15 protein-coding genes and 1 tRNA gene are annotated in these 20,341 nt (G+C 39.0%); 10 read left to right on the top strand and 6 right to left on the bottom strand.

The window, feature by feature from the left end; translation table 11 throughout:
- Window positions 1–27: 27 nt before the first annotated feature.
- From purM to purT, 5 genes are all read right to left on the bottom strand, one after another.
- Window positions 28–1,062, bottom strand: coding sequence for a phosphoribosylformylglycinamidine cyclo-ligase (purM, locus tag HXT24_RS05140; protein WP_422119276.1), 1,035 nt, complete (start codon window positions 1,060–1,062; stop codon window positions 28–30).
- A gap of 42 nt (window positions 1,063–1,104) precedes the next feature.
- Complete coding sequence (purF, locus tag HXT24_RS05135; protein WP_422119275.1) at window positions 1,105–2,580, bottom strand: amidophosphoribosyltransferase; 1,476 nt, start codon at window positions 2,578–2,580, stop codon at window positions 1,105–1,107.
- A gap of 66 nt (window positions 2,581–2,646) precedes the next feature.
- Entirely contained in the window at window positions 2,647–6,408 is a 3,762-nt protein-coding gene (locus tag HXT24_RS05130) for a phosphoribosylformylglycinamidine synthase (protein WP_422119274.1), read from the bottom strand.
- A 149-nt stretch (window positions 6,409–6,557) separates the two neighbouring features.
- Complete coding sequence (purC, locus tag HXT24_RS05125) at window positions 6,558–7,340, bottom strand: phosphoribosylaminoimidazolesuccinocarboxamide synthase (RefSeq protein WP_004125997.1); 783 nt, start codon at window positions 7,338–7,340, stop codon at window positions 6,558–6,560.
- Between the two features lie 172 nt (window positions 7,341–7,512).
- A complete protein-coding gene (gene purT / locus HXT24_RS05120) occupies window positions 7,513–8,850 on the bottom strand; it encodes a formate-dependent phosphoribosylglycinamide formyltransferase (RefSeq protein ID WP_422119273.1) in 1,338 nt (445 codons plus the stop codon).
- Window positions 8,851–8,983: 133 nt separating this feature from the next.
- Here purT and HXT24_RS05115 point away from each other — a divergent pair.
- The 7 genes from HXT24_RS05115 to HXT24_RS05085 all read left to right on the top strand — a co-directional run bounded on the left by HXT24_RS05115 (window position 8,984) and on the right by HXT24_RS05085 (window position 15,812).
- A tRNA-His gene (locus tag HXT24_RS05115) sits at window positions 8,984–9,059 on the top strand.
- Between the two features lie 197 nt (window positions 9,060–9,256).
- Window positions 9,257–12,010, top strand: coding sequence for a DNA translocase FtsK (locus HXT24_RS05110; RefSeq protein WP_415681108.1), 2,754 nt, complete (start codon window positions 9,257–9,259; stop codon window positions 12,008–12,010).
- A 63-nt stretch (window positions 12,011–12,073) separates the two neighbouring features.
- Window positions 12,074–12,688 (top strand): CDP-diacylglycerol--glycerol-3-phosphate 3-phosphatidyltransferase, encoded by a 615-nt coding sequence (gene pgsA, locus HXT24_RS05105; protein WP_019261289.1) that lies wholly within the window; start codon window positions 12,074–12,076, stop codon window positions 12,686–12,688.
- A gap of 7 nt (window positions 12,689–12,695) precedes the next feature.
- Complete coding sequence (locus HXT24_RS05100) at window positions 12,696–13,412, top strand: CinA family protein (RefSeq protein WP_019261288.1); 717 nt, start codon at window positions 12,696–12,698, stop codon at window positions 13,410–13,412.
- Entirely contained in the window at window positions 13,399–13,632 is a 234-nt protein-coding gene (locus tag HXT24_RS05095) for a DUF3046 domain-containing protein (protein WP_004113620.1), read from the top strand. The genes HXT24_RS05100 and HXT24_RS05095 overlap by 14 nt, the downstream gene beginning before the upstream one ends.
- A 213-nt stretch (window positions 13,633–13,845) precedes the next feature.
- A complete protein-coding gene (recA, locus tag HXT24_RS05090; RefSeq protein WP_004113623.1) occupies window positions 13,846–15,000 on the top strand; it encodes a recombinase RecA in 1,155 nt (384 codons plus the stop codon).
- An 86-nt stretch (window positions 15,001–15,086) separates the two neighbouring features.
- Window positions 15,087–15,812 (top strand): regulatory protein RecX, encoded by a 726-nt coding sequence (locus tag HXT24_RS05085; protein ID WP_422119272.1) that lies wholly within the window; start codon window positions 15,087–15,089, stop codon window positions 15,810–15,812.
- 10 nt (window positions 15,813–15,822) lie between these two features.
- On the opposite strand, the gene thrC is transcribed toward HXT24_RS05085, so the two are convergent.
- Window positions 15,823–17,340, bottom strand: coding sequence for a threonine synthase (thrC, locus tag HXT24_RS05080; RefSeq protein ID WP_019261285.1), 1,518 nt, complete (start codon window positions 17,338–17,340; stop codon window positions 15,823–15,825).
- 72 nt (window positions 17,341–17,412) lie between these two features.
- Here thrC and HXT24_RS05075 point away from each other — a divergent pair, with 72 nt between their 5' ends.
- The 3 genes from HXT24_RS05075 to nadD are packed head-to-tail and all read left to right on the top strand — an operon-like array spanning window position 17,413 to window position 20,282.
- Window positions 17,413–18,771: a glutamate-5-semialdehyde dehydrogenase gene (locus tag HXT24_RS05075; RefSeq protein WP_020759737.1), complete on the top strand. Its 1,359-nt coding sequence runs from the start codon at window positions 17,413–17,415 to the stop codon at window positions 18,769–18,771.
- Window positions 18,772–18,820: 49 nt separating this feature from the next.
- Window positions 18,821–19,396, top strand: a complete 576-nt coding sequence (locus tag HXT24_RS05070) for a hypothetical protein (RefSeq protein ID WP_019261283.1) — start codon at window positions 18,821–18,823, stop codon at window positions 19,394–19,396.
- A gap of 49 nt (window positions 19,397–19,445) precedes the next feature.
- Window positions 19,446–20,282: a nicotinate-nucleotide adenylyltransferase gene (gene nadD / locus HXT24_RS05065; protein ID WP_014554566.1), complete on the top strand. Its 837-nt coding sequence runs from the start codon at window positions 19,446–19,448 to the stop codon at window positions 20,280–20,282.
- Window positions 20,283–20,341 lie beyond the last annotated feature (59 nt).

Below are 20,341 nucleotides of genomic sequence, written 5' to 3'. Positions count from 1 at the left end.
TGTTTTGCGTTTTTGCGTTTTTGCGGTTCACAACAAATCAACTGCAGCGTTTTCGCGCTTAGCCATTTTGCCAATAATATAAGCGGCTTCGTTATGCTCGTTTAATATACGCATTGCCTTGTTTGCTTGGCTTTCATCAACTGCCAAAACCATGCCAATGCCCATATTAAAAACGTTGAACATTTCAGAGTGAGCAACTTTCCCAGCTTTTTCAATAACGCCAAAAATAGGTGGAACGCTCCAGCTAGTAGTGTCAATTTTTGCGGCTAAATCATCTGCGTACATGCGCGGAACATTTTCAATAAATCCGCCGCCTGTAATATGAGCAACTCCCTTAATAAGATGCTCAGCAAAAAGTGGCTTCAAAGCTTTTACGTAGATTCGAGTAGGTTCAAGAAGAACTTCGCCAAGCGTTTTGCCATTAAGCTCATCCAACTTCGTATCGACGCTAAAACCTGCTTCTTCAAACAGGGCTTTACGAACAAGAGAGAATCCGTTTGAATGAACTCCCGAAGAAGGCAATCCTATAAGCACATCACCGGCAGTAATAGTGGAGCCGTCAACAATATTCGAACGTTCTGCAACGCCTACTGCAAAACCTGCAAGATCGTACTCGTCTTCGTCGTACATTCCAGGCATTTCGGCAGTTTCGCCGCCAATTAAACCTGCTTCTGATTGCACGCAACCGTCTGCAACGCCTGAAACTACTTGCTCCAGTATTTCAGGATTGTTTTTTCCACACGCAATGTAATCGAGGAAGAAAAGCGGCTCCGCACCTTGAGCTGCAATGTCGTTTACGCACATTGCAACGCAATCAATGCCAATAGTGTTATGCTTATTCATCATTTTTGCAATCACAAGCTTGGTTCCTACACCATCTGTGCCAGAAATTAGCACTGGCTCCTTGTAGCCAAGAGATGCCAAATCAAATAAGCCGCCGAATCCGCCGATGCCACCTACAACGCCTGGGCGCTTCGTGCGATTCACATGCGATTTAATACGACGCACTACTTCGTAGCCTGCTTCTACGCTAACGCCAGCTTCTTCATATGCGTGTGGCATTGGAAAATCCTTTCTGCTTGTTTAATATCAGTTAAGTTTTACTTAAAAATTGTATTTACTATTCTTTTTAATATTTTCTAAAACTTCTTTATCTTCTTTAGAAAGAGATGCGAGGAACTCATACCTATAATCGTCTAAAGCAGTAGGGTAGTCGCCGTTAAAATACGCTACGCATAACCCGCCATAAGGCGCTGGCTTATTTAAACCGATTGATTCAACTAATCCATCTAAAGATAAGAAGGCTAAAGAATCTGCTTCAATATATTGTCGAATCTGCTCAACAGAATGCTTTGCAGCAATAAGCTCTTTAGTGGTTTGAATATCAATACCATAGAAGCAAGGGTATTTAAGTGGAGGTGAAGAAATTCTCATATGAACTTCTTTAGCACCAGCTTCTCTAAGAAGACGAACAATTCTTTTAGATGTTGTTCCGCGCACTATAGAATCGTCAATAACAATTACACGCTTATTCTTAACAACGCCTCTAACAGCGGAGAGCTTCATGCGAACTCCCTGCTCACGAAGCTCCTGAGTTGGTTGAATAAAAGTTCTAGCAACATACTGGTTTTTAATCAATCCCATTTCATTAGGAATACCACTAGCCTCTGCATAACCTGCTGCTGCAGAAAGAGAAGAATTAGGCACGCCAATCACCATATCTGCATCTACAGGAGATTCCTTAGCTAATCGCGCTCCCATGCGTTTGCGCGCAGAATGAACATTAATTCCATAAATATCGGAATCAGGGCGTGCAAAATAAATAAACTCCATGGAACACACAGCATGCTGAACGTTCTCAGCATAACGGTCAATCGTGTAACCATTATCATTAATAACAATTATTTCGCCAGGCTCAATATCCCTAATAAACTCTGCCCTAACAATATCTAATGCGCAAGTTTCGGATGCGAGTACATAAGCTCCATTACTCATTCTTCCTAAAGAAAGAGGTCTAAAACCATTCGGGTCTGTTACGCCAATAAGCTCCTTTTCAGTTAGAAGCAAATAGGCAAAACCACCATGAACGATTTGCAAAGCATCTTTAAGCTTATCCATAAAAGAAGTTTTATTTGATCTTCTAATAAGATGCATTAACACTTCAGTATCCGAATTTGAGTGGAAGATTGCTCCCTCATCTTCAAGCTTATTTCTAAGAGTTGTGCAATTAGTAAGATTGCCATTATGCCCTAAAGCAACATCTCCATCATGGAAGCAAAAAAGAAAAGGCTGAATGTTTTCAACACTTCCCGAACCAGCAGTAGCATAGCGAACATGCCCAATTGCGCTGTTTCCAGTGAGTTTCTTCATAATGTCTTCGTTTGCAAAAACTTGAGTTAAAAGACCTAAGTTTCTGTAACCTTTAAGATGACCATTATCGTTTGATACGATTCCAGCGCCTTCTTGACCTCGGTGTTGCAGTGCATGCAATCCGAAATATGTTAATCTAGCAGCATCTGAATGACCCCAAACGCCAAAAACGCCACACTCTTCATGAATGCCTTCAAGCTCTGCAGACATCAAACACCCCCTGTTGTTTTAGATTCTTAATCAAGATTTTCCTATAAACTTGCTACAAAAATCACGTTATGCAGTGAAGTATTCGACTCCAGCGCTAAAAATGTTTTGTGTTCTAAAATCTGGAATATTCACGTACAAACCGCTACCGCTGCGTTCGCAATGTCCCATTTTTCCAAACACTCTGCCATCTGGGCTAGTGATTCCTTCTACGGCCATAAGTGAACCGTTCGGATTCACTTTAAGATTTATGCTTGGAACTCCATTGCTATCAACATATTGTGTTGCGATTTGACCGTTTTGTATAAGCGCATCCATAACTTCTGGCTGGGCTACGAATCGACCCTCGCCATGCGATATTGCTACGCTATGAACATCGCCAATTTTGCAGTTTGAAAGCCATGGAGAAAGATTAGAAGAAACACGAGTTCTAACAATCTTGCTTTGATGCCTTCCAATAGTGTTAAAAGTTAAAGTTGGGCATTCTGAATCAATTGGAACAATATCTCCAAATGGAACAAGCCCTAGTTTAATAAGAGCTTGGAAACCATTGCAAATACCGAGCATTAAGCCATCGCGATTATTGAGCAAATCGCGAACAGCGTCACTAACAGCAGGATTTCTAAAGAAAGCTGCTATAAACTTGGCTGAACCATCTGGTTCATCGCCTCCAGAGAATCCGCCTGGAATCATAACAATTTGGCTTTTATTAATCTCATCAACAAGATCTTTTGCAGATTGCGCAATATTATCAGCGCTTAAGTTGTTGATTATAAGCGTTTTGCATTTCGCTCCAGCTTTTTCAAAAGCAGCTTGAGTGTCGTATTCGCAATTATTACCAGGGAAAACTGGAATGATTACGCGAGGATGGCTAAGTGGAGTTTTTCTATGAGAACGCATGTGGTTATGAGAAGACTTCAGTTCACTAGAGTTTATAGCAGGAACTGAGTCTCCCTTAGCTCGATACGGGAATATATCTTCTAAAGTATTTTCCCAATCTTCTTGCAAACTAGCTAAATTAAGTTTCTCGTTTTCTACGCAAAACTCGAACTCATTAAAAGTTTCGCCTACTACATCTACGCTTACAAGATCTGAATTTGCATACGTAAGTTCAGAATCATCTTTAAGTTCCACATAGAACGACCCATATGCTGGCTTAAACAAATCATTCTTGCTAATCGCATTATTAAGCTTTAACCCAATATGATTTCCCAAAGTCATCTTAAATAAGATTTCCGCACTAGCGCCAAATCCAGGAGTGCTAACTGAAAGAGCATGCTTATTTGAGGTAAGATTTTCCACAATCCTAATCGCCTCTAAGAAGCTTTGAGATTTAGGCGTGATTCCATCTTCCTTATATTTAGGCAATATTCTTAAAATTCTACTATTGGCTTTTTTGAATTCTGGCGAAACAACATTTCTTGCGTCTCCTGTAGAAACAGCAAAAGAAATAAGTGTTGGTGGAACATCAAGATTTTCAAAGCTTCCGCTCATAGAATCCTTGCCGCCGATAGCTCCTACACCAAAGTCAATTTGTGCGCTTAAAGCTCCAAGAATGGCTGCCATTGGTTTTCCCCAACGTTCTGGAACATTATGAGGCTTTCCAAAATATTCTTGCAAACTTAAATAAGCATTTTCTATAGTAAAACCGCTGGCTGTGAGCTTTGCCAAAGATTCAACAACAGCTAAGTAAGCTCCAGTAAATTGATTCTTTTCCATAATATATGGGTTAAAGCCCCATGACATTGCAGAAGCGGTGTTCGTTTCTCCAAAAACTGGCAATTTTGCAACCATTGCTTGTGCAGGAGTAAGCTGACGTCTGCCTCCAAAAGGCATAAGAACTGTTGCAGCTCCAATAGTGGAGTCGAACATTTCACTAAGACCTTTATTTGAGCAAATGTTTATGTTGGAAACAAGATTTTTCATGCGCTCGCCAAAAGATTTATTAGCGTATTCGCCACTTATATCTTGCCACTTTGAAGTATAGTTTTCGCCACTTTCAACGTGAATATTCTGCTCTTTTGGAGCTCCATTAGAAGCTAGGAATTCACGGCTTAGATCTACAATTGTTTTTCCTCGCCAAGTCATTTTCATTCGGGCTTCTTCTGTGACTATAGCTACAATTTGTGCTTCCAAATTTTCCTGACGCGCGTAGGACAAAAATTCGTCGGCATCGCTTGCAGCAACATCGACTGCCATTCGCTCTTGAGATTCAGAAATCGCGAGCTCCGTGCCATCAAGACCCTCATACTTTTTAGACACTTTATCTAAATCAATAATCAAGCCATCTGCAATTTCACCCGTTGCAACACTTACGCCTCCAGCACCAAAATCGTTGCAACGCTTAATAAGTCTGCATGCATCTTTGCGGCGGAAAAGTCGTTGCAGTTTGCGTTCAATAGGAGCGTTTCCTTTTTGAACTTCTGCTCCGCATTCCTCGATGCTATCAGTGTCTTGAGCTTTAGAAGCGCCAGTTGCTCCGCCTATTCCGTCTCTTCCAGTTCGTCCACCTAGAAGAATAATCAGGTCTCCTGGCTCAGGTGTTTCTCTTCGAACATGGTCTGCTGGGGTAGCGGCTACAACAGCACCCACTTCCATTCGTTTTGCAACATATCCTGGGTGGTAAATCTCGTGTACTTCGCCTGTTGCAAGTCCAATTTGATTTCCGTAAGAAGAGTAGCCTGCAGCTGCCGACGTTACGATTTTTCTTTGAGGCAATTTTCCTTCAAGAGTTTGGTCTATTGGCGTTCTAGGATCTGCAGCGCCAGTTACTCGCATTGCCTGATATACGTAAGATCTTCCCGAAAGAGGGTCGCGAATGCATCCGCCAATGCATGTTGCAGCGCCACCAAAAGGCTCGATTTCTGTAGGATGATTATGCGTTTCGTTTTTAAACAAAAACAGCCAATCTTCATCGTGTCCGTTTACGTCAACTTTGATTTTTACTGTGCAAGCGTTGATTTCTTCGGATTCGTCTAGATTTTTAAGAATTCCATTATGCTTCAAATACTTTGCACCAATAGTTGCCATATCCATAAGGCAAATCGGCTTATTTGTACGCTTAAGCTCTTCTCGCATTTCAAGATAACGATTGAATGCGGTTTGTACCTGCTCATCGTCTATTTTTATGTTTGTAAGATGCGTACCAAAAGTTGTATGGCGGCAATGATCAGACCAATATGTGTCTATTACTTTGATTTCTGTAATAGTTGGATTGCGATTTTCGTTTTTAAAATAGTTCTGGCAGAATTTTGCGTCTTCCAAGTCCATTGCGAGCGCGCGATCTTCTATGAACTTTTTTAAACCTTGTTCGTCTAAATCGGTGAATCCGTTGATAACTTCTACATTCGCTGGAATAACTGTTTCTGTTTGCAAAGTATCGACTTTATCTAAAGATGCTTCGCGCGCTTCAACTGGATTAATTACGTAGTGTTTAATTGCGTCTAAATCTTTTTTAGACAAATCACCTTTAAAAGCCAAGATTTGTGCGGTTCTTACTCTTGGTCGCTCTCCTTGGCTTATAAGCTGTATGCATTCACTTGCAGATTCTGCTCGCTGATCGAATTGTCCTGGAAGAAATTCCATAGCAAAAACATGTTCGCTTGTGCTTATGGGCAGGTAATCATAGGTGTTATCGACTGGTGGTTCGCTAAAAACTGTTTTGATAGCAGTGTTGAATAGATCTTCCGATATTCCTTCAACATCATACCTGTTTATTATGCGCGTTGATTTTAAAGAATCTATTCCTAGAATTTCTTTAAGCTCGTGATTAAGATGCTGTGCTTTAACATCGAAACCAGATTGCTTTTCAACATAAACGCGAAATACCACGGTAAACCTGCCTTGTAATTGTACGTTTTGGCTATTTTGGTTGTTTTGTTTTTTTCAGTTTTTTTTTCAGTTTTGTTTTAAGTTTCGTTTAGTTTTGCTTTAAGAACGCGCGTGGCTCGCACCTCGAAAGATGCGAGCCACATTAAAAATCATTCTTCAACATAATTATTTGGATTTATTTCGTCGAAGTTTACGCCTTCGCTTTGAGCAAGAGATTTAAGCCTTGAGAATATCTCCTCATAGGCTGGGATTATATCTCCTAAATCTCGTCTGAATAAATCTTTATCTAAGTGGCTTACTTCAGAATTATTTGTATTGCGCTTATCCCAAAGCCTGCAAGTATCTGGCGTTATTTCGTCAGCGAGCAGAATGTTTCCCTTAGAGTCAACGCCTTCTTCAATCTTGAAGTCAACAAGTTGTACGTCAATCTTAGAGAAAACATCAAGTAATGCATTATTAACAGCATGAGCCTGGCGCGTAATTTCTGCCAGCTCTTCATCTGTTGCTAAGCCAAGAGCTACAACGCCTTCAGGATTAATAAATGGATCGCCAAGTTCGTCGGATTTCACGCAGAATTCCAATAATGGTTTCTTTAAAGGAGTGCCTTCTTTTACTGCATAACGTTTTGCAAAAGATCCAGCAGCAGTGTTTCGCATTATTATTTCTAATGGGAACATTTTCATGCGTTTTACAAGCTGCTCAGTGCTAGAAACGCGCCCTAGGAAGTGGCTTTTTACGCCACGCGCTTCAAGGAGATGGAATAGTAAAGAAGTTATTTGATTGTTTAAGCTGCCTTTGCCAGCAATTTGAGCTTTTTTAAGACCGTTGCCAGCTGTTGCCTGATTCATGTACTCCACCCACAACACATTATTGTTATCAGTGGCATACAATTTCTTTGCTTTGCCTTCATACAACTTGTCAAGTTTTTCCATTGACGTGCCTCTCTTGTTGCATCTATGGCTGTAGGCGAAAACCAACATTATTTGAAGGTTTATCCAACCTTGTCAGCACGTTCAGACTAACAATTGTTACCTACAATTTTTTTGTATTATTTTTTAATTTTTTAATGTCTTAAACCAGTAAAAACCTTGATTTTCCAATGCTTTAAGACGGTAGCTCTACAGTGCTTAAGTCGCTAACAATGCGTGTCGCACAAGATTTTGCATCACTTACGTTGTCTGCTACTGTCAAAATAACACCCATGCGTCTTGAGCCATGAACTTCTGGCTTTCCAAAGATGCGTATATCACATCTTGCACAGTCTTCAGTGTTTAACGCTTTTGCTACATTCGTAAATCCAATTTTTCCGTTACCTTCTACAACAAGAGCATGGCTTAAAGCGACTTCATTATTCTTTAAGCAAAGAGCAGTGTGCTTTTGAGTAATAGGAACACCCAAAATCGCTAAAACATGCAGAGCAAACTCGCTGTAATACTGTGAAATCATTGTAACCATGCCAGTATCGTGCGGACGAGGGGATAGTTCGTTGAAAAGTAAATCACCGTTTTTAAGAACAAAGAGTTCAACTCCATAAACGCCCCACCCAGTTTCTCCGTTTTCTCTTGCTATTTGAGATAGACCTTCAACGGCTCGTTTAGCAATATTTTGAGCGTTGATTCGAACGTTTTCTGGTATATTTGCTGGTTGCCATGATTGTCTGTAATCGCCATTTTTTTGGAATTGTGCAATGGGTTCGCATGTTGTTATTCCAGCGCTGGAGCTTACAGTCAGTACTGTTAGCTCGTAGTCTAATGGTGCTAAAGCTTCAACAATTACGCGAGATATATCAGCGTTTTGCGTGTTCTGATTCTTATGCTTAGATCTTCTTCCATTTTGTGCTTCTATCCAAGCATTTTGTAGGTTTTCAGGATTTTTTACTATTGATTGACCATGACCAGATGAGCTCATAATTGGTTTCACGACGCATGGATATCCTACGATTTTTGCTCCTTTTTCTAATTCTTCATAGTTAGAAGCAAATCGATATGGTGTTGTTGGCAATCCTAGTTTTTCGTGTGAAATTTTTCGCAAAGCTTCACGGTCCATAGCAATTGCAGTAATATCAGAGCTTGGAACAACTTGAATTTTCTTACTCTTTACAACATTTTTTAGTATTTGAGTTGATATTGCTTCAATTTCAGGAATTATTATGTCTGGGTTTATATCGTTTATTAAGTCTTGTAACTCTTTAGAGTCGCTCATATCTAGAACGCGATTCTCTTGAGCTACTTGCATTGCTGGAGCGTTCGCATAGCTATCTGCCGCGCATACTCTTATGCCAAGCCTGATAAGTTCTATAGCAATCTCTTTGCCAAGTTCTCCAGAGCCAAGAAGAAGAACTTTTGTTGTATGTAACTTTGAATCAAAAATACCAAAAATTCGCTCGTTCGTAACGCTTTCATTTAATTCATTATTTGAATCTGATTTTTGCGAAAAACTCATAACTATATTCTTACATTACGCAATGTCGAATTGTCGTGCGACGCGCCGAATGAAGATGGACTAGCATAAATTTAAAAAATCGTGTATAGTATTCCTCTGTTGTGCGATTCCCGAAGGGTTTCGCGCCGTAATGGTGGCTATAGCTCAGTTGGTAGAGCATCTGATTGTGGTTCAGAAGGTCGCGCGTTCAAGCCGCGTTAGCCACCCCACTTTTTCGGCTGGTTTCAGCCGAATTTTTTTTTTTATGCTAGCTTATTTTTTTACTTTGAGTATCATTCTTTTTGCAATTAGATTTTTTAATTTATCAGTACACGTTTATGCCCGTATATTAGTACACGTTGGGGTAGAATAATGTGGGTTGCATAATTTGTTATGTTTCATAAATTTATGTTTAAGGAGCTTATATATGGCAGGCAGGGGCGGTAAGTCATCAAAGTCGTCATCAAATGTATCTTATGATGAACCTTTTTGGGAATCCGCGCTGCTTTTTGTTCCGCGACTTGTTGGTAAAGTAGTACGTTCGCTTTTTGGTGTGGGAGAATACGACGAAGCATACCGCAGAGATGGATTGTGCTTTGTAATGATTATTCTTGCTATTCTTTTCTGCGCATCGGAATGGTTTAGAGTTAGTGGTTTTATAGGCGTTGCTTTTCACTTCGCAGCATCTGCAGTTTTTGGAGTTATGAGCATTGTTTTACCAGTTTGGTTATTTGCCGTAGCAATTAGACTAATGAGAAATAGTGGATCAAAATCAGGTAACCCACGTGTTATAGGTGGTTTTGTTCTTATTTTGTGGTCTATATGTTCTATTTTAGATATTTTATTTGCTAGTAAAAATCAACGTTTTCACATAGAAGATTTGCAAAAATCTGGTGGATTATTAGGTTTTTCTCTTGGTTCTCCTTTAGCTTGGGGATTATCTAGGACTTTTGCTCTAGTGATTTTTGTTATTATCGCAATTTTTTCGCTTTTGATGATTTTAAAATTGCATGTTACAGACATAACTCAGTTTATATTTTCTGCTTTTTCTAAAGATAGTAAAGATAGTAAAGACGATAATTCTGAGGAAGATTCATACGATAATGATTCTAAGGATGATGATAAAACACTTGAATTTGCTGATGGAGTGCCAACTCATGATGATTCTGACAAATCTGAAAAGTCTCGCAGGTCTTTGCATAATTCGTTAATTTCTAAATTATGGAATTCACTATTTGGCACTAAGAAAAAAGACAGTAATAATGAGCTTTTAGATGAGTATGCTGGAGATGATGCTTTTCTCTGTGCATCTTCAAAAGATGGCGGTAGTAATTTCGAATCAAATAATGCTGATCGCACGAATAGTCATGATGGTGATTTTAATAATCAATCGCAAGGTTATGAAAATACGGTTGATAAATCACATAATAGTGAGTCTCCTAGGTTTGTATCTTCAAGTGGTTCTTCTGCGAATTCTAATTCTTGGAAAACATCTCCAGAATTATATATTGATGAATTCCCTAAGGCTCCTATAAGCTCCAGTGAGCAATATTCTTCTGATCCTTGGGGAAAGATGCCTGCTCAGCAATTAGATAAGTATAGGTCATCGCAAGAAAATAATAGTGATAGCGCTGCTGGCAAAGATATATACGATTCAAATCATAGTGATTCTAATGTTTATGAAGATGAACCTTATATGCTACCAGATTTGAACATACTTGTTCATGGAAAGCCTCATGCAACAAGAACACCAGCGAATGATCGTGTGATTCGAGCTTTAACGTCTACCTTTGAACAATTTGAGGTAGATGCGAAGGTTATTGGCTTCTTAAGAGGTCCTTCTGTAACTCAATATGAAGTTGAGTTGGGATCTGGAGTAAAAGTAGAGAAGGTAACGAATCTTCAAAAGAATATTGCGTATGCTGTAGCAAGCACTGATGTGCGTATTCTCTCTCCAATTCCAGGCAAGTCTGCAATTGGTATTGAGATTCCGAATGTAGATAGAGAGATTGTAAATCTGGGAGATGTTCTTAGGTCTGATAAAGCGCGACAAGATCCAAACCCTATGCTTACAGGTGTTGGTAAGGATGTTGAGGGTCATTTCGTAACGGCAGCTCTCGATAAAATGCCGCATTTGCTTGTTGCAGGTGCTACAGGATCTGGTAAGTCGAGTTTTATTAACTCGATGCTCACTTCTATTATCATGCGAGCAACACCTGAACAGGTTCGTATGATTTTGGTAGATCCTAAGAGAGTAGAGCTTTCTGCATACGCTGGCATTCCGCATTTGCTCACGCCGATTATTACGGATCCTAAGAAGGCTGCACAGGCTCTCGAGTGGGTTGTTAAAGAGATGGATTCGCGCTACGACGACTTGCAATTCTTCGGCTTCCGCCATGTTAAAGATTTCAACAAGGCTGTGCGCGAAGGAAAAGTTCATGCTCCGGCTGGTTCTAATAGAAAAGTTGCTCCATACCCGTATTTGCTTGTGGTTGTAGACGAGATGGCTGATTTGATGATGGTTGCTAAGAACGATGTTGAAAGTTCTATTCAGCGTATTACTCAGCTTGCTCGAGCTGCAGGAGTGCATTTGGTTCTTGCTACTCAGCGTCCGTCTGTTGACGTTGTAACAGGCTTGATTAAAGCAAATATTCCTTCTCGATTGGCTTTTGCTACTTCATCTGCAACTGATTCAAGAGTTATTCTCGATACTGTTGGTGCAGAAACTTTGATTGGTCAAGGTGACGCTTTGTTCCTTCCAATGGGTGCTGCTAAGCCTCAGCGTGTGCAGGGCTCGTGGGTGAGTGAATCTGAAATCCGCAGGGCTGTGGAGTATGTTCGCACTCAGCGCAAGCCAAAGTATCGTGAAGATATTGAACAAATGGCTCAAAAAGCGGATGCTCAAGCTCAAAGCAAGCTTAAAACTAGCGATATTGGCGACGATATGGATGAGCTGCTTCAGGCTGCAGAGCTTGTAGTAGGTGCTCAGTTTGGATCCACTTCGATGCTTCAAAGAAAATTGCGTGTTGGCTTTTCTAAAGCTGGTAGGTTAATGGATTTGCTTGAGTCGCGTGGTGTTGTTGGCCCATCCGAAGGGTCTAAAGCACGTGAGGTTCTTGTGCAACCTCAAGATTTGCCTAAAGTTTTAGCATTTATTCGCGGTGAAAGTGATTCTTTGTAAAAGTTGAATTAAGTTTTGCGTTTGCTATACCATATTTGTGTAGCTTTATGGAGGTATTTATAAATGTTGAAAAACAGTAAGTCTAAATTACTTGAAGGTTGGGATTATGCTCCTAATGTAGTGACATACATAAGGATTATTCTTTCTATTCTATTTATAATCTTATATTTGGTTGCAGGTCCTTGGGGATATGCTTCTACTGCAATACGTTGGTCAGTGTTTGTTTTGTTTGTAATTGCAGCTTCTACAGATAAATTAGATGGTTGGATGGCTAGAAAATACAATCAGGTAACTGAGCTTGGTAAATTACTAGATCCTATAGCAGATAAGCTTCTCATGCTTTCCGCGCTTATTATTGCGTCAGCTTTTGGAGAACTATATTGGTGGATTACTGCTTTGTTTGTTATTCGTGAAATTGGCATAACTATTTTACGATTCTATGTTATAAATAAGGGCGGTAAAGTGATTGCAGCATCTTCTGCTGGAAAGTTTAAGACACTTTCTCAGTCAATTGGTATTGCGATGCTTCTCGTTCCTATTGTTCCTGTTTTCTGCGCAAATGATATTCCACTTTGGGTGATTTGCTATTACTCCATTTCTTACGGTTTGATTGGAATAGCGATAGGCTTTGCTACTTACTCTGGTATTCTTTACGTGAACGACGCTTTGAAGCATTGATATAGATATGTGTAGTGACTCTGTCAGTGTTTTAGCTAGTGAGATTCTTGATTTTTGCGATGAACATTCTTTGCATATCGCATGTGCTGAGTCTCTGACTGGGGGTCTTCTTTCAGATTCGTTTGTAAAGATTCCTGGCGCTTCTAGAGTTTTTCTTGGATCTGCTGTTACTTACGATATTCGTGAAAAATCTAAGATACTTGGTGTGGATTGCGATTTATTAAAATCGTGTGGTGCTGTAGACGCGCGAGTAGCAAAGCAAATGGCGTTTGGTGCAGCAAGATTATACAGTGGATCTGGTTGGTGTTATAAGCGTTTTGAGCAACAAAAAGATGTTGACAATCCTGATTTTCCTATTATTGGATTGTCAACTACTGGTGTTGCTGGACCTGGCTCTGATGCTGGTAAACCAGCTGGATTGGCGTATATTGGTGTTTTTGTTCCAAATATTACCGATAAATCTTGCTTTTCGCTTGACTCTGATGCGATTTCTTGCAAGTTTAATAGAATAAAAAATTGCGTTTTTGATTGTAAGTGTGGAAAAATTAGTAATTTCTCCTTGGAGAAATGTGATTTTTATTCTTGTGATTTAGGATTGTTGATTTCTGCTCAATTAAATATTTCTGGTAATCGTGAAGAAGTTCGAAACGGTGTCGTTTATGCGTTAATTAAAATTCTGCATTCCATAATTTTTGAAGATTGGATTTTTGATGCGCGAGCGTGAATTTTGGGAGCTTCTTGAAGAGGTATTTGGCAGGGAGTTTGGCAGGAGTATCGCAAAAGATCAGGAGCTGCAAAAACTTAATGGTATGAGTGCTCGTGAGGCGATTGATGCTGGAGTAGAGCCAAGAATTGTCTGGAATGTTTTATGTGATCACATGAATATTCCTGATAGTAAGAGGTGGGGTAAAGATCATAATGCTCCACCAATGCCTGCAAAATAGATATTTTCGCCTAGTTTTCAAGAACAACACGCTTGTCGAACAAATGTTCGTTTGTGGTGTATAATGTCAATTGTTGGGCTTCTTGCAGCGTGATAAGTGCCTATTGTGTTATTGAGTAAAACCTTTAACCACATTGCTCTAAAACGCTTGCATAGTCATTATGTATTGCATTAACGTCAATCAATACATCGGCATGCGAAAGGAGTAGCAGATATGGCACAACAAGCAAAAAAAGGTGCAGTGGATCGTCTTATTGATGCCGACAAGGCAGATCCTCGTAGAAAAGCAGCGTTGGAAACAGCTCTTGCCAATGTTGAAAAACAATATGGTAAAGGTTCAGCAATGCGATTGGGTGATAAGCCACTACAAGACGTGGAGGTTATCCCTACTGGCTCAATAGCTCTAGATATGGCTCTAGGGATTGGTGGCGTTCCTCGTGGGCGTATTGTGGAAGTTTATGGTCCTGAATCTTCTGGTAAAACAACATTAGCTTTGCATATTGTTGCTAATGCTCAAAAGAATGGTGGTATTGCTGCATTTATTGATGCTGAGCATGCTTTAGATCCAGTTTATGCGCGTAAATTGGGTGTTGACACAGATTCTCTTATTGTTTCTCAGCCAGATAATGGTGAACAAGCATTAGAGATTGCCGACATGCTAATTCGTTCTGGTGCTTTAGATGTTATAGTAGTTGATTCTGTAGCAGCTCTTGTTCCAAAAGCGGAAATTGATGGAGACATGGGAGATAGCCATGTTGGTTTACAAGCGCGCTTAATGAGCCAAGCTTTAAGAAAAATGACTGGTGCATTGTCTCAAGCTGGAACAACAGCAATATTTATTAATCAGCTTCGTGAAAAAATTGGTGTATTCTTCGGTAATCCAGAAACAACTACTGGTGGTAAAGCTCTTAAATTCTATTCATCTGTTCGAATGGATATTAGACGAGTTTCTACTATCAAAAATGGTGAAGAGGCTGTTGGAAATCGTACTAAGGTAAAGATTGTAAAGAATAAAATGGCTCCGCCTTTTAAAACAGCAGAGTTTGATGTTCTTTACGGAGAAGGGATATCAACTGAAGGTTCTGTAATCGATATGGCTGTACAGTGCGATGTTATTAAAAAATCTGGTTCTTGGTTCACTTACGAAGGTGAACAACTTGGGCAAGGTAGGGAGAACGTTCGCCAATTCCTTAAAGATAATCCTGCTATTACAGAAGAGATTAGCGATAAAGTAAAAGTAGCGTTTGGGCTAATGAAGCCAGAAGATCAATTCGTTGAGGTAGAAGATGAAGATGACAATTCTCAGTCAGTATCATCTTCAAGTGCTGATAGTAAAACAAACACTTCAAAAGGCAGTGATGTCAAATAAAACTATATTAAATAAAATTATTAAAACAAAGTTGAATTTAGCTGATTCACATCATATTGGCTGAGATTCAGTGAAAAGAATAGAAGATGATTAGTGTAGAGAGTTTTCTTCGCAATCATAAACCTGTTGATTCTTATTATTCTGCAGAAAATGAGTGTGAAAAAGCAGAAGAATCTGAAGTTAATGGTTGTGATTTAACAACAGTTGGCGTTAGTGATGCTTATGATAAGTCATTTGATAGCTTGGATAATAATCATGAAGATTATTGCGAAGAAAACTCTTATTACGCTTTTAAGAAGTATAATTCATTTAATGGCAGAAAGCCTGCTAAAAAAGTAGATGCTAAAAAAGCCTCTGATTTCGACGATTGTAGAGAATCTGCTTTACGAATGCTAGATTATTCAGCTAGATCTTCCGATGATTTAAAGAATAGGCTTATAAATAAGGGTTATAAAGAGAATATTGTTGAATCCGTAATAATTCGTTTGGAAGAATTACATTTGGTTGACGATAAACAATATGCTAGATCCGTTATACGCTCATGTGTATCTAGATTGTTGGGAGAACGTGCGACTCGCATTGAGCTACAAAAAAAGGGCGTTTCTTCCACTGTGGCCTGTTCAACATTGCAAGAAGCTAGAGAAGACGGTGTTTTTGAAGAAGTTGCATGGGAATTAGGCAGAAAATTATCGCTAAAACTTAAAAGCCTAGACGATAATGTAAAAAGACGTAGATTCTTTTCTGCAGGAGCTAGAAAAGGTCATGATTTAAACACACTAAACGAAGTATATTATGCTTTGTTTAAGTCTTAAACCAAAATCTTTAGCAAATTTCGTTAGCGCACTTAAGAACATAATCTGGCATATCTTCGATGTTAATAACATCGTTGAATCTAGCTGTTTTATTTTTAAGTTCGCTAAGCATTTTAGGAGCTTTTGTAGAAGTTTTGCTTTCTAACAAATCCATGCAAGCAAAATCATCTAATCCTTCAACATTTAAGCCTAAAGATTCGCAAACAACCCTAGGGAACTTATACGGGCTTGCTGTGCTCAAAAGAACACGCGGAACATTAGAATCATGAGGAATATGATTCATAACAAAGTATCCGCAAGCAGTATGTGGATCAATAATATAATTATGCTTATTCCAGCATTCTTGTATGGAATTGCGAATTTGATCCTCGTTTGCCCATCCGCATCCAAAAAGTTCTCGAATTTTAGAAAGCACGTCTTCTGGTATTTCAAAAGCGCCCCATTGTTGTAAATCATTCATAAGCATTTGCAACAGTCGTGTATCTTTATCGCACATGTAGTAAAGCATGCGTTCTAAATTAGAAGAAACAAGAATATCCATAGACGGTGCAATTGTTTGGTTAAATGGTCGAATCTTGTTATATGTTCCACTGACCAAAAAGTCAAACAAAACATTGTTGCTGTTGCTCGCTACGATTAAGTGTTTTACAGGAAGACCAAGAATTTTCGCATAATATCCAGCAAGAATATTTCCAAAATTGCCAGTAGGGACACAAAATTCCACTTCATTACCAAGTTCAATAACGCCTTGTTCAACAAGCTTAGAATAAGCGTAGAAGTAGTAAACAACTTGAGGAATAAGTCTGCCAATATTAATCGAATTAGCAGAAGAAAGCAGTGCGTGATTATTGTTTTCAACCGTTTCATTAATTGAATTGTTAGTAAATATTTGTTTAACGCCGCTTTGCGCATCGTCAAAATTTCCTCTAACAGCGCATACTTTTACGTTATTTCCACTTTGAGTTGTCATTTGCAATTCTTGAATTTTACTTACTTTACCTTCTGGGTAAAAAGTGACCATAGAAGTGCCTTCAACATCCGCAAACCCAGCTAGCGCAGCTTTTCCTGTATCTCCCGAAGTGGCGGTAAGAATCATAACGTTTTGATTAGAATCAGATACATCTTTTGTGCGACTAATGAATTGTGGCAAAATCTGCAAAGCAACATCTTTAAAAGCACAGGTAGGACCGTGGAAAAGCTCTAGAACAAAATCATTATTATTACCAAGAGCCTTTAAAGGAGTAATCTCAGTATCTTCCCACTGACTTCCATAAGCCTTCTCTACGCAATCATCAAGCTCGCTAGACGTAAAATCTGGAAGGAGAATTTGAAGAACATCTTTAGCAATCTGTTTATAAGTTTTCCCAGAAAGATTAGAAATATCGTAACGAGTTTCACCAAGGCAATCCGTAACAAACAAGCCACCATCATCTGCTATTCCTCTACGAATAGCTTGCTTCGAGGTATAGGTTTTAGAGTTTGACCTAGTGCTGTGAAACATAACTGTATTCGTAGTGTTTTCTGCCATGATTCCTCCATTCGTGCTAATTGGTATACATGTTACCTGAAGAGGTGGAGCCTAAGTACTGCTATTGCTAATATGTTCAATATGATTAATCTTGATACAAAGTTAGATGAAACGCATAGTAATGCACAAAGCAATATGTCTAAAGATTATGGGGACTCTATAGATTCTATTGTTTTTTCTAGAGCGGATGCTTCGCGAATAGCACAGCGTGAATTTGCTAAAGCTAATACCAATTTTAAAAATAATCTTCTAAATGCTATTGCTGATTCTATTGAAAATAATGCAGAATTTATTGAAGAAGCAAATAAGCAAGACTTAGAAAAAGCTCAAAAAAATGGTATGGATGCTGGAAAACTAGACAGACTTAAATTTGATGAAGAAAGAATATTTCAATCTGCAAAAAGTATTAGAAAAATAGCGCAATTACAAGATCCTGTTGGAGAAGTTGTTCGTGGATACACACTAGAAAATGGTCTTAGGCTTTCTCAAGTAAGAGTGCCAATAGGCGTAATGGGAATTATTTACGAAGCTAGACCAAATGTGACTGTTGACGTTGCATCTTTGTGCATAAAATCTTCAAATGCTGTAATTTTAAGAGGCGGTAGTGCAGCTGAGCGCACGAACCATGCGACAATTTCTGTAATCAAGCAAGTCTTAAAAGATTTTGGTGTAAGTGGAAATCTTATAGAATCTGTTGATGATCTTGGAAGAAGTGGAGCAACGTCAATGATGCATGCTCATGGTCATATTGATGTTCTTGTTCCTAGGGGAAGTGCAAATCTAATCGCTGCAGTTGTTAAAGAATCAACAGTTCCAGTTATAGAAACTGGAGCTGGAAATGTTCATATTTACGTGGATAAAACAGCAGATTTTGAAAAAGCGATACCAATTATTGTAAATGCAAAAACTCAAAGAGTTGGAGTTTGTAATGCTGCAGAAAAATTGCTTGTAAATCAAGATATTGCTAAAGATTTTCTGCCAAGAATTGCAAGCGAGTTAGCTAAACATAATGTTTTGATTCATGCTGATGAAAAATCCTACAATATTCTATTCGATTCAAATATCAATGGTTTGCAGTTAGAACATGCAAATGATGATGATTGGAATCGTGAATATTTGTCTTTGCAAATAGGAGTAAAGATTGTAAAAGATGTTGAGGATGCTGCGAATCATATTACAAAGTATTCAACGGGGCATACTGAGACGATTATTGCTGAAGATTATTTAACAATCAATAATTTTGTGTCATCTGTAGACTCAGCTGTTGTTATGGTAAATGCTTCAACAAGATTTACGGACGGCGGCGAATTTGGTTTCGGAGCTGAGCTTGGCATTTCCACTCAAAAATTACATGCCAGGGGCCCTATGGGTTTGAGAGAAATGACAACCACAAAGTGGATTGGTTATGGAGATGGTCAAATAAGAGCTTGATGTTATAAATTGTGACAGATAATAAGGTATTAAGAGTAAGGTTATGAGTATGCCAAATACACAGGAATCAACTAAATCAGATAATGTATACGCGAAAAGCGAATCATATGGTGTGTCTGATTTTAATGTTTTAGATGCTTTAGATATTTCCGCTGAGCGTTTATCCATAGTTCGCTATGTGTTTTTAGTGCAAATTGAAGATGGTATTGCGTCTGCATCTCAAAGATCTTCTCTTGAATATGCTGATGCAATATTAATGGGTTGGCCAGATAGGGATAATCGTACTGTTTTCAAGCCTCAGGATAATGCTGCTTTAGATGAGATTAATCAGAATTTGAGAAAAATGGAAGATAATATATCTCAATTCAGTAATCTTGAGCGTTGCGGTGAAGTAGATAATATGGCAGATATTCTTATTAAGATTACAGAATCTGTTGCAAAGATTAGAAGTATTTTCCAGCCTGATTTTCCTCTTCCAACATTTGAGGAGATTAAACGGGTTGTTCAAGATGAGTGGAATGAGGAAATGGGCAATATTAATCCCGATAAGGCGAACGTTGCCTCTAGTGTTATCGATGAAGCTAAGGCAGATGATGCTGCTGATTTGCTTGATGGTGCAAAATAATCATGATGCTTGATTTTGTGTATTTTGAACAAAATGTGGAAATGAATTAATGCAAAATAATCTAAACAACTCTAAAGTTGATTCCCAAAATAGTATTAAGTCAGAAGTAAAAGATTTTTCTGAAGAGCGCAGAATGTCTGACTTGTTCCAAGGGTCTTTTAATGGCACTGAGGCTGCGCCGCCTGTTGTGGCAGGTGTTGCTAAACACCGTCAATCTGCTAGAGGTAATGTTCATCAGCGCCAACGAATAGGGATCATGGGCGGCACTTTTGACCCTATTCACAACGGCCACTTGGTAGCAGCTTCTGAAGTTGCATGGGTTTATGATCTAGACGAAGTTATTTTTGTTCCTACAGGAAAGCCTGTTTTTAAACTTGATAAGAAGGTTACTAACGCAGAAGATCGATATTTGATGACTGTGATTGCAACTGCTTCTAATCCTAAGTTCACAGTTTCCAGAGTGGATATTGATAGACCAGGTGTTACTTATACGATTGATACGCTTCGCGATATTCGATCTCAGCATCCAGATGCTGAACTTTTCTTTATTACAGGCGCGGATGCTATTGCGGAGATTATGCAATGGAAAGATGCTAGAGAACTGTGGAATTTGGCTAGATTTGTGGCTGTTACTCGTCCTGGGTATTCTAGTCCAGAAAAGTTTACTCAAATTGAGGCTCATGTGTATTCGGCGGATTCTTGTGACGATATGATTAATTGTCACAGTCATCGTTTCCCAGTTGACATTTTGGAAATCCCAGCACTAGCAATTTCTTCTACTGATGTTCGCAAGCGAGCTGAGCACGGGGAACCTGTATGGTATTTGGTTCCAGATGGAGTTGTTCAATACATTGTTAAGCATGGTTTATACAGACGCGATTTGTGATTATTTGGAATCTTTTGCAATGATTTGTTGTGTATGAAACGGCTTAATGATTATAGTCT

Origin of the sequence: Gardnerella sp. DNF00354 (assembly GCF_049262755.1) — a bacterium.
Lineage (GTDB): Bacteria > Actinomycetota > Actinomycetes > Actinomycetales > Bifidobacteriaceae > Bifidobacterium > Bifidobacterium vaginale.
The sequence above is the reverse complement of the archived record's forward strand: the minus strand, read 5'-3'. Positions and strand labels throughout refer to the sequence as shown.

Bases quoted from the DNA above. Each gene is read 5' to 3' on its own strand.
- HXT24_RS05100 (WP_019261288.1), top strand. From the start codon at position 12,696: ATGTGTAGTGACTCTGTCAGTGTTTTAGCTAGTGAGATTCTTGATTTT.
- purF (WP_422119275.1), bottom strand. From the start codon at position 2,580: ATGTCTGCAGAGCTTGAAGGCATTCATGAAGAGTGTGGCGTTTTTGGC.
- thrC (WP_019261285.1), bottom strand. From the start codon at position 17,340: ATGGCAGAAAACACTACGAATACAGTTATGTTTCACAGCACTAGGTCA.
- HXT24_RS05075 (WP_020759737.1), top strand. From the start codon at position 17,413: ATGTTCAATATGATTAATCTTGATACAAAGTTAGATGAAACGCATAGT.
- nadD (WP_014554566.1), top strand. From the start codon at position 19,446: ATGCAAAATAATCTAAACAACTCTAAAGTTGATTCCCAAAATAGTATT.
- HXT24_RS05085 (WP_422119272.1), top strand. From the start codon at position 15,087: ATGATTAGTGTAGAGAGTTTTCTTCGCAATCATAAACCTGTTGATTCT.
- HXT24_RS05110 (WP_415681108.1), top strand. From the start codon at position 9,257: ATGGCAGGCAGGGGCGGTAAGTCATCAAAGTCGTCATCAAATGTATCT.
- HXT24_RS05070 (WP_019261283.1), top strand. From the start codon at position 18,821: ATGCCAAATACACAGGAATCAACTAAATCAGATAATGTATACGCGAAA.
- pgsA (WP_019261289.1), top strand. From the start codon at position 12,074: ATGTTGAAAAACAGTAAGTCTAAATTACTTGAAGGTTGGGATTATGCT.
- recA (WP_004113623.1), top strand. From the start codon at position 13,846: ATGGCACAACAAGCAAAAAAAGGTGCAGTGGATCGTCTTATTGATGCC.
- purT (WP_422119273.1), bottom strand. From the start codon at position 8,850: ATGAGTTTTTCGCAAAAATCAGATTCAAATAATGAATTAAATGAAAGC.
- purM (WP_422119276.1), bottom strand. From the start codon at position 1,062: ATGCCACACGCATATGAAGAAGCTGGCGTTAGCGTAGAAGCAGGCTAC.
- HXT24_RS05095 (WP_004113620.1), top strand. From the start codon at position 13,399: ATGCGCGAGCGTGAATTTTGGGAGCTTCTTGAAGAGGTATTTGGCAGG.
- purC (WP_004125997.1), bottom strand. From the start codon at position 7,340: ATGGAAAAACTTGACAAGTTGTATGAAGGCAAAGCAAAGAAATTGTAT.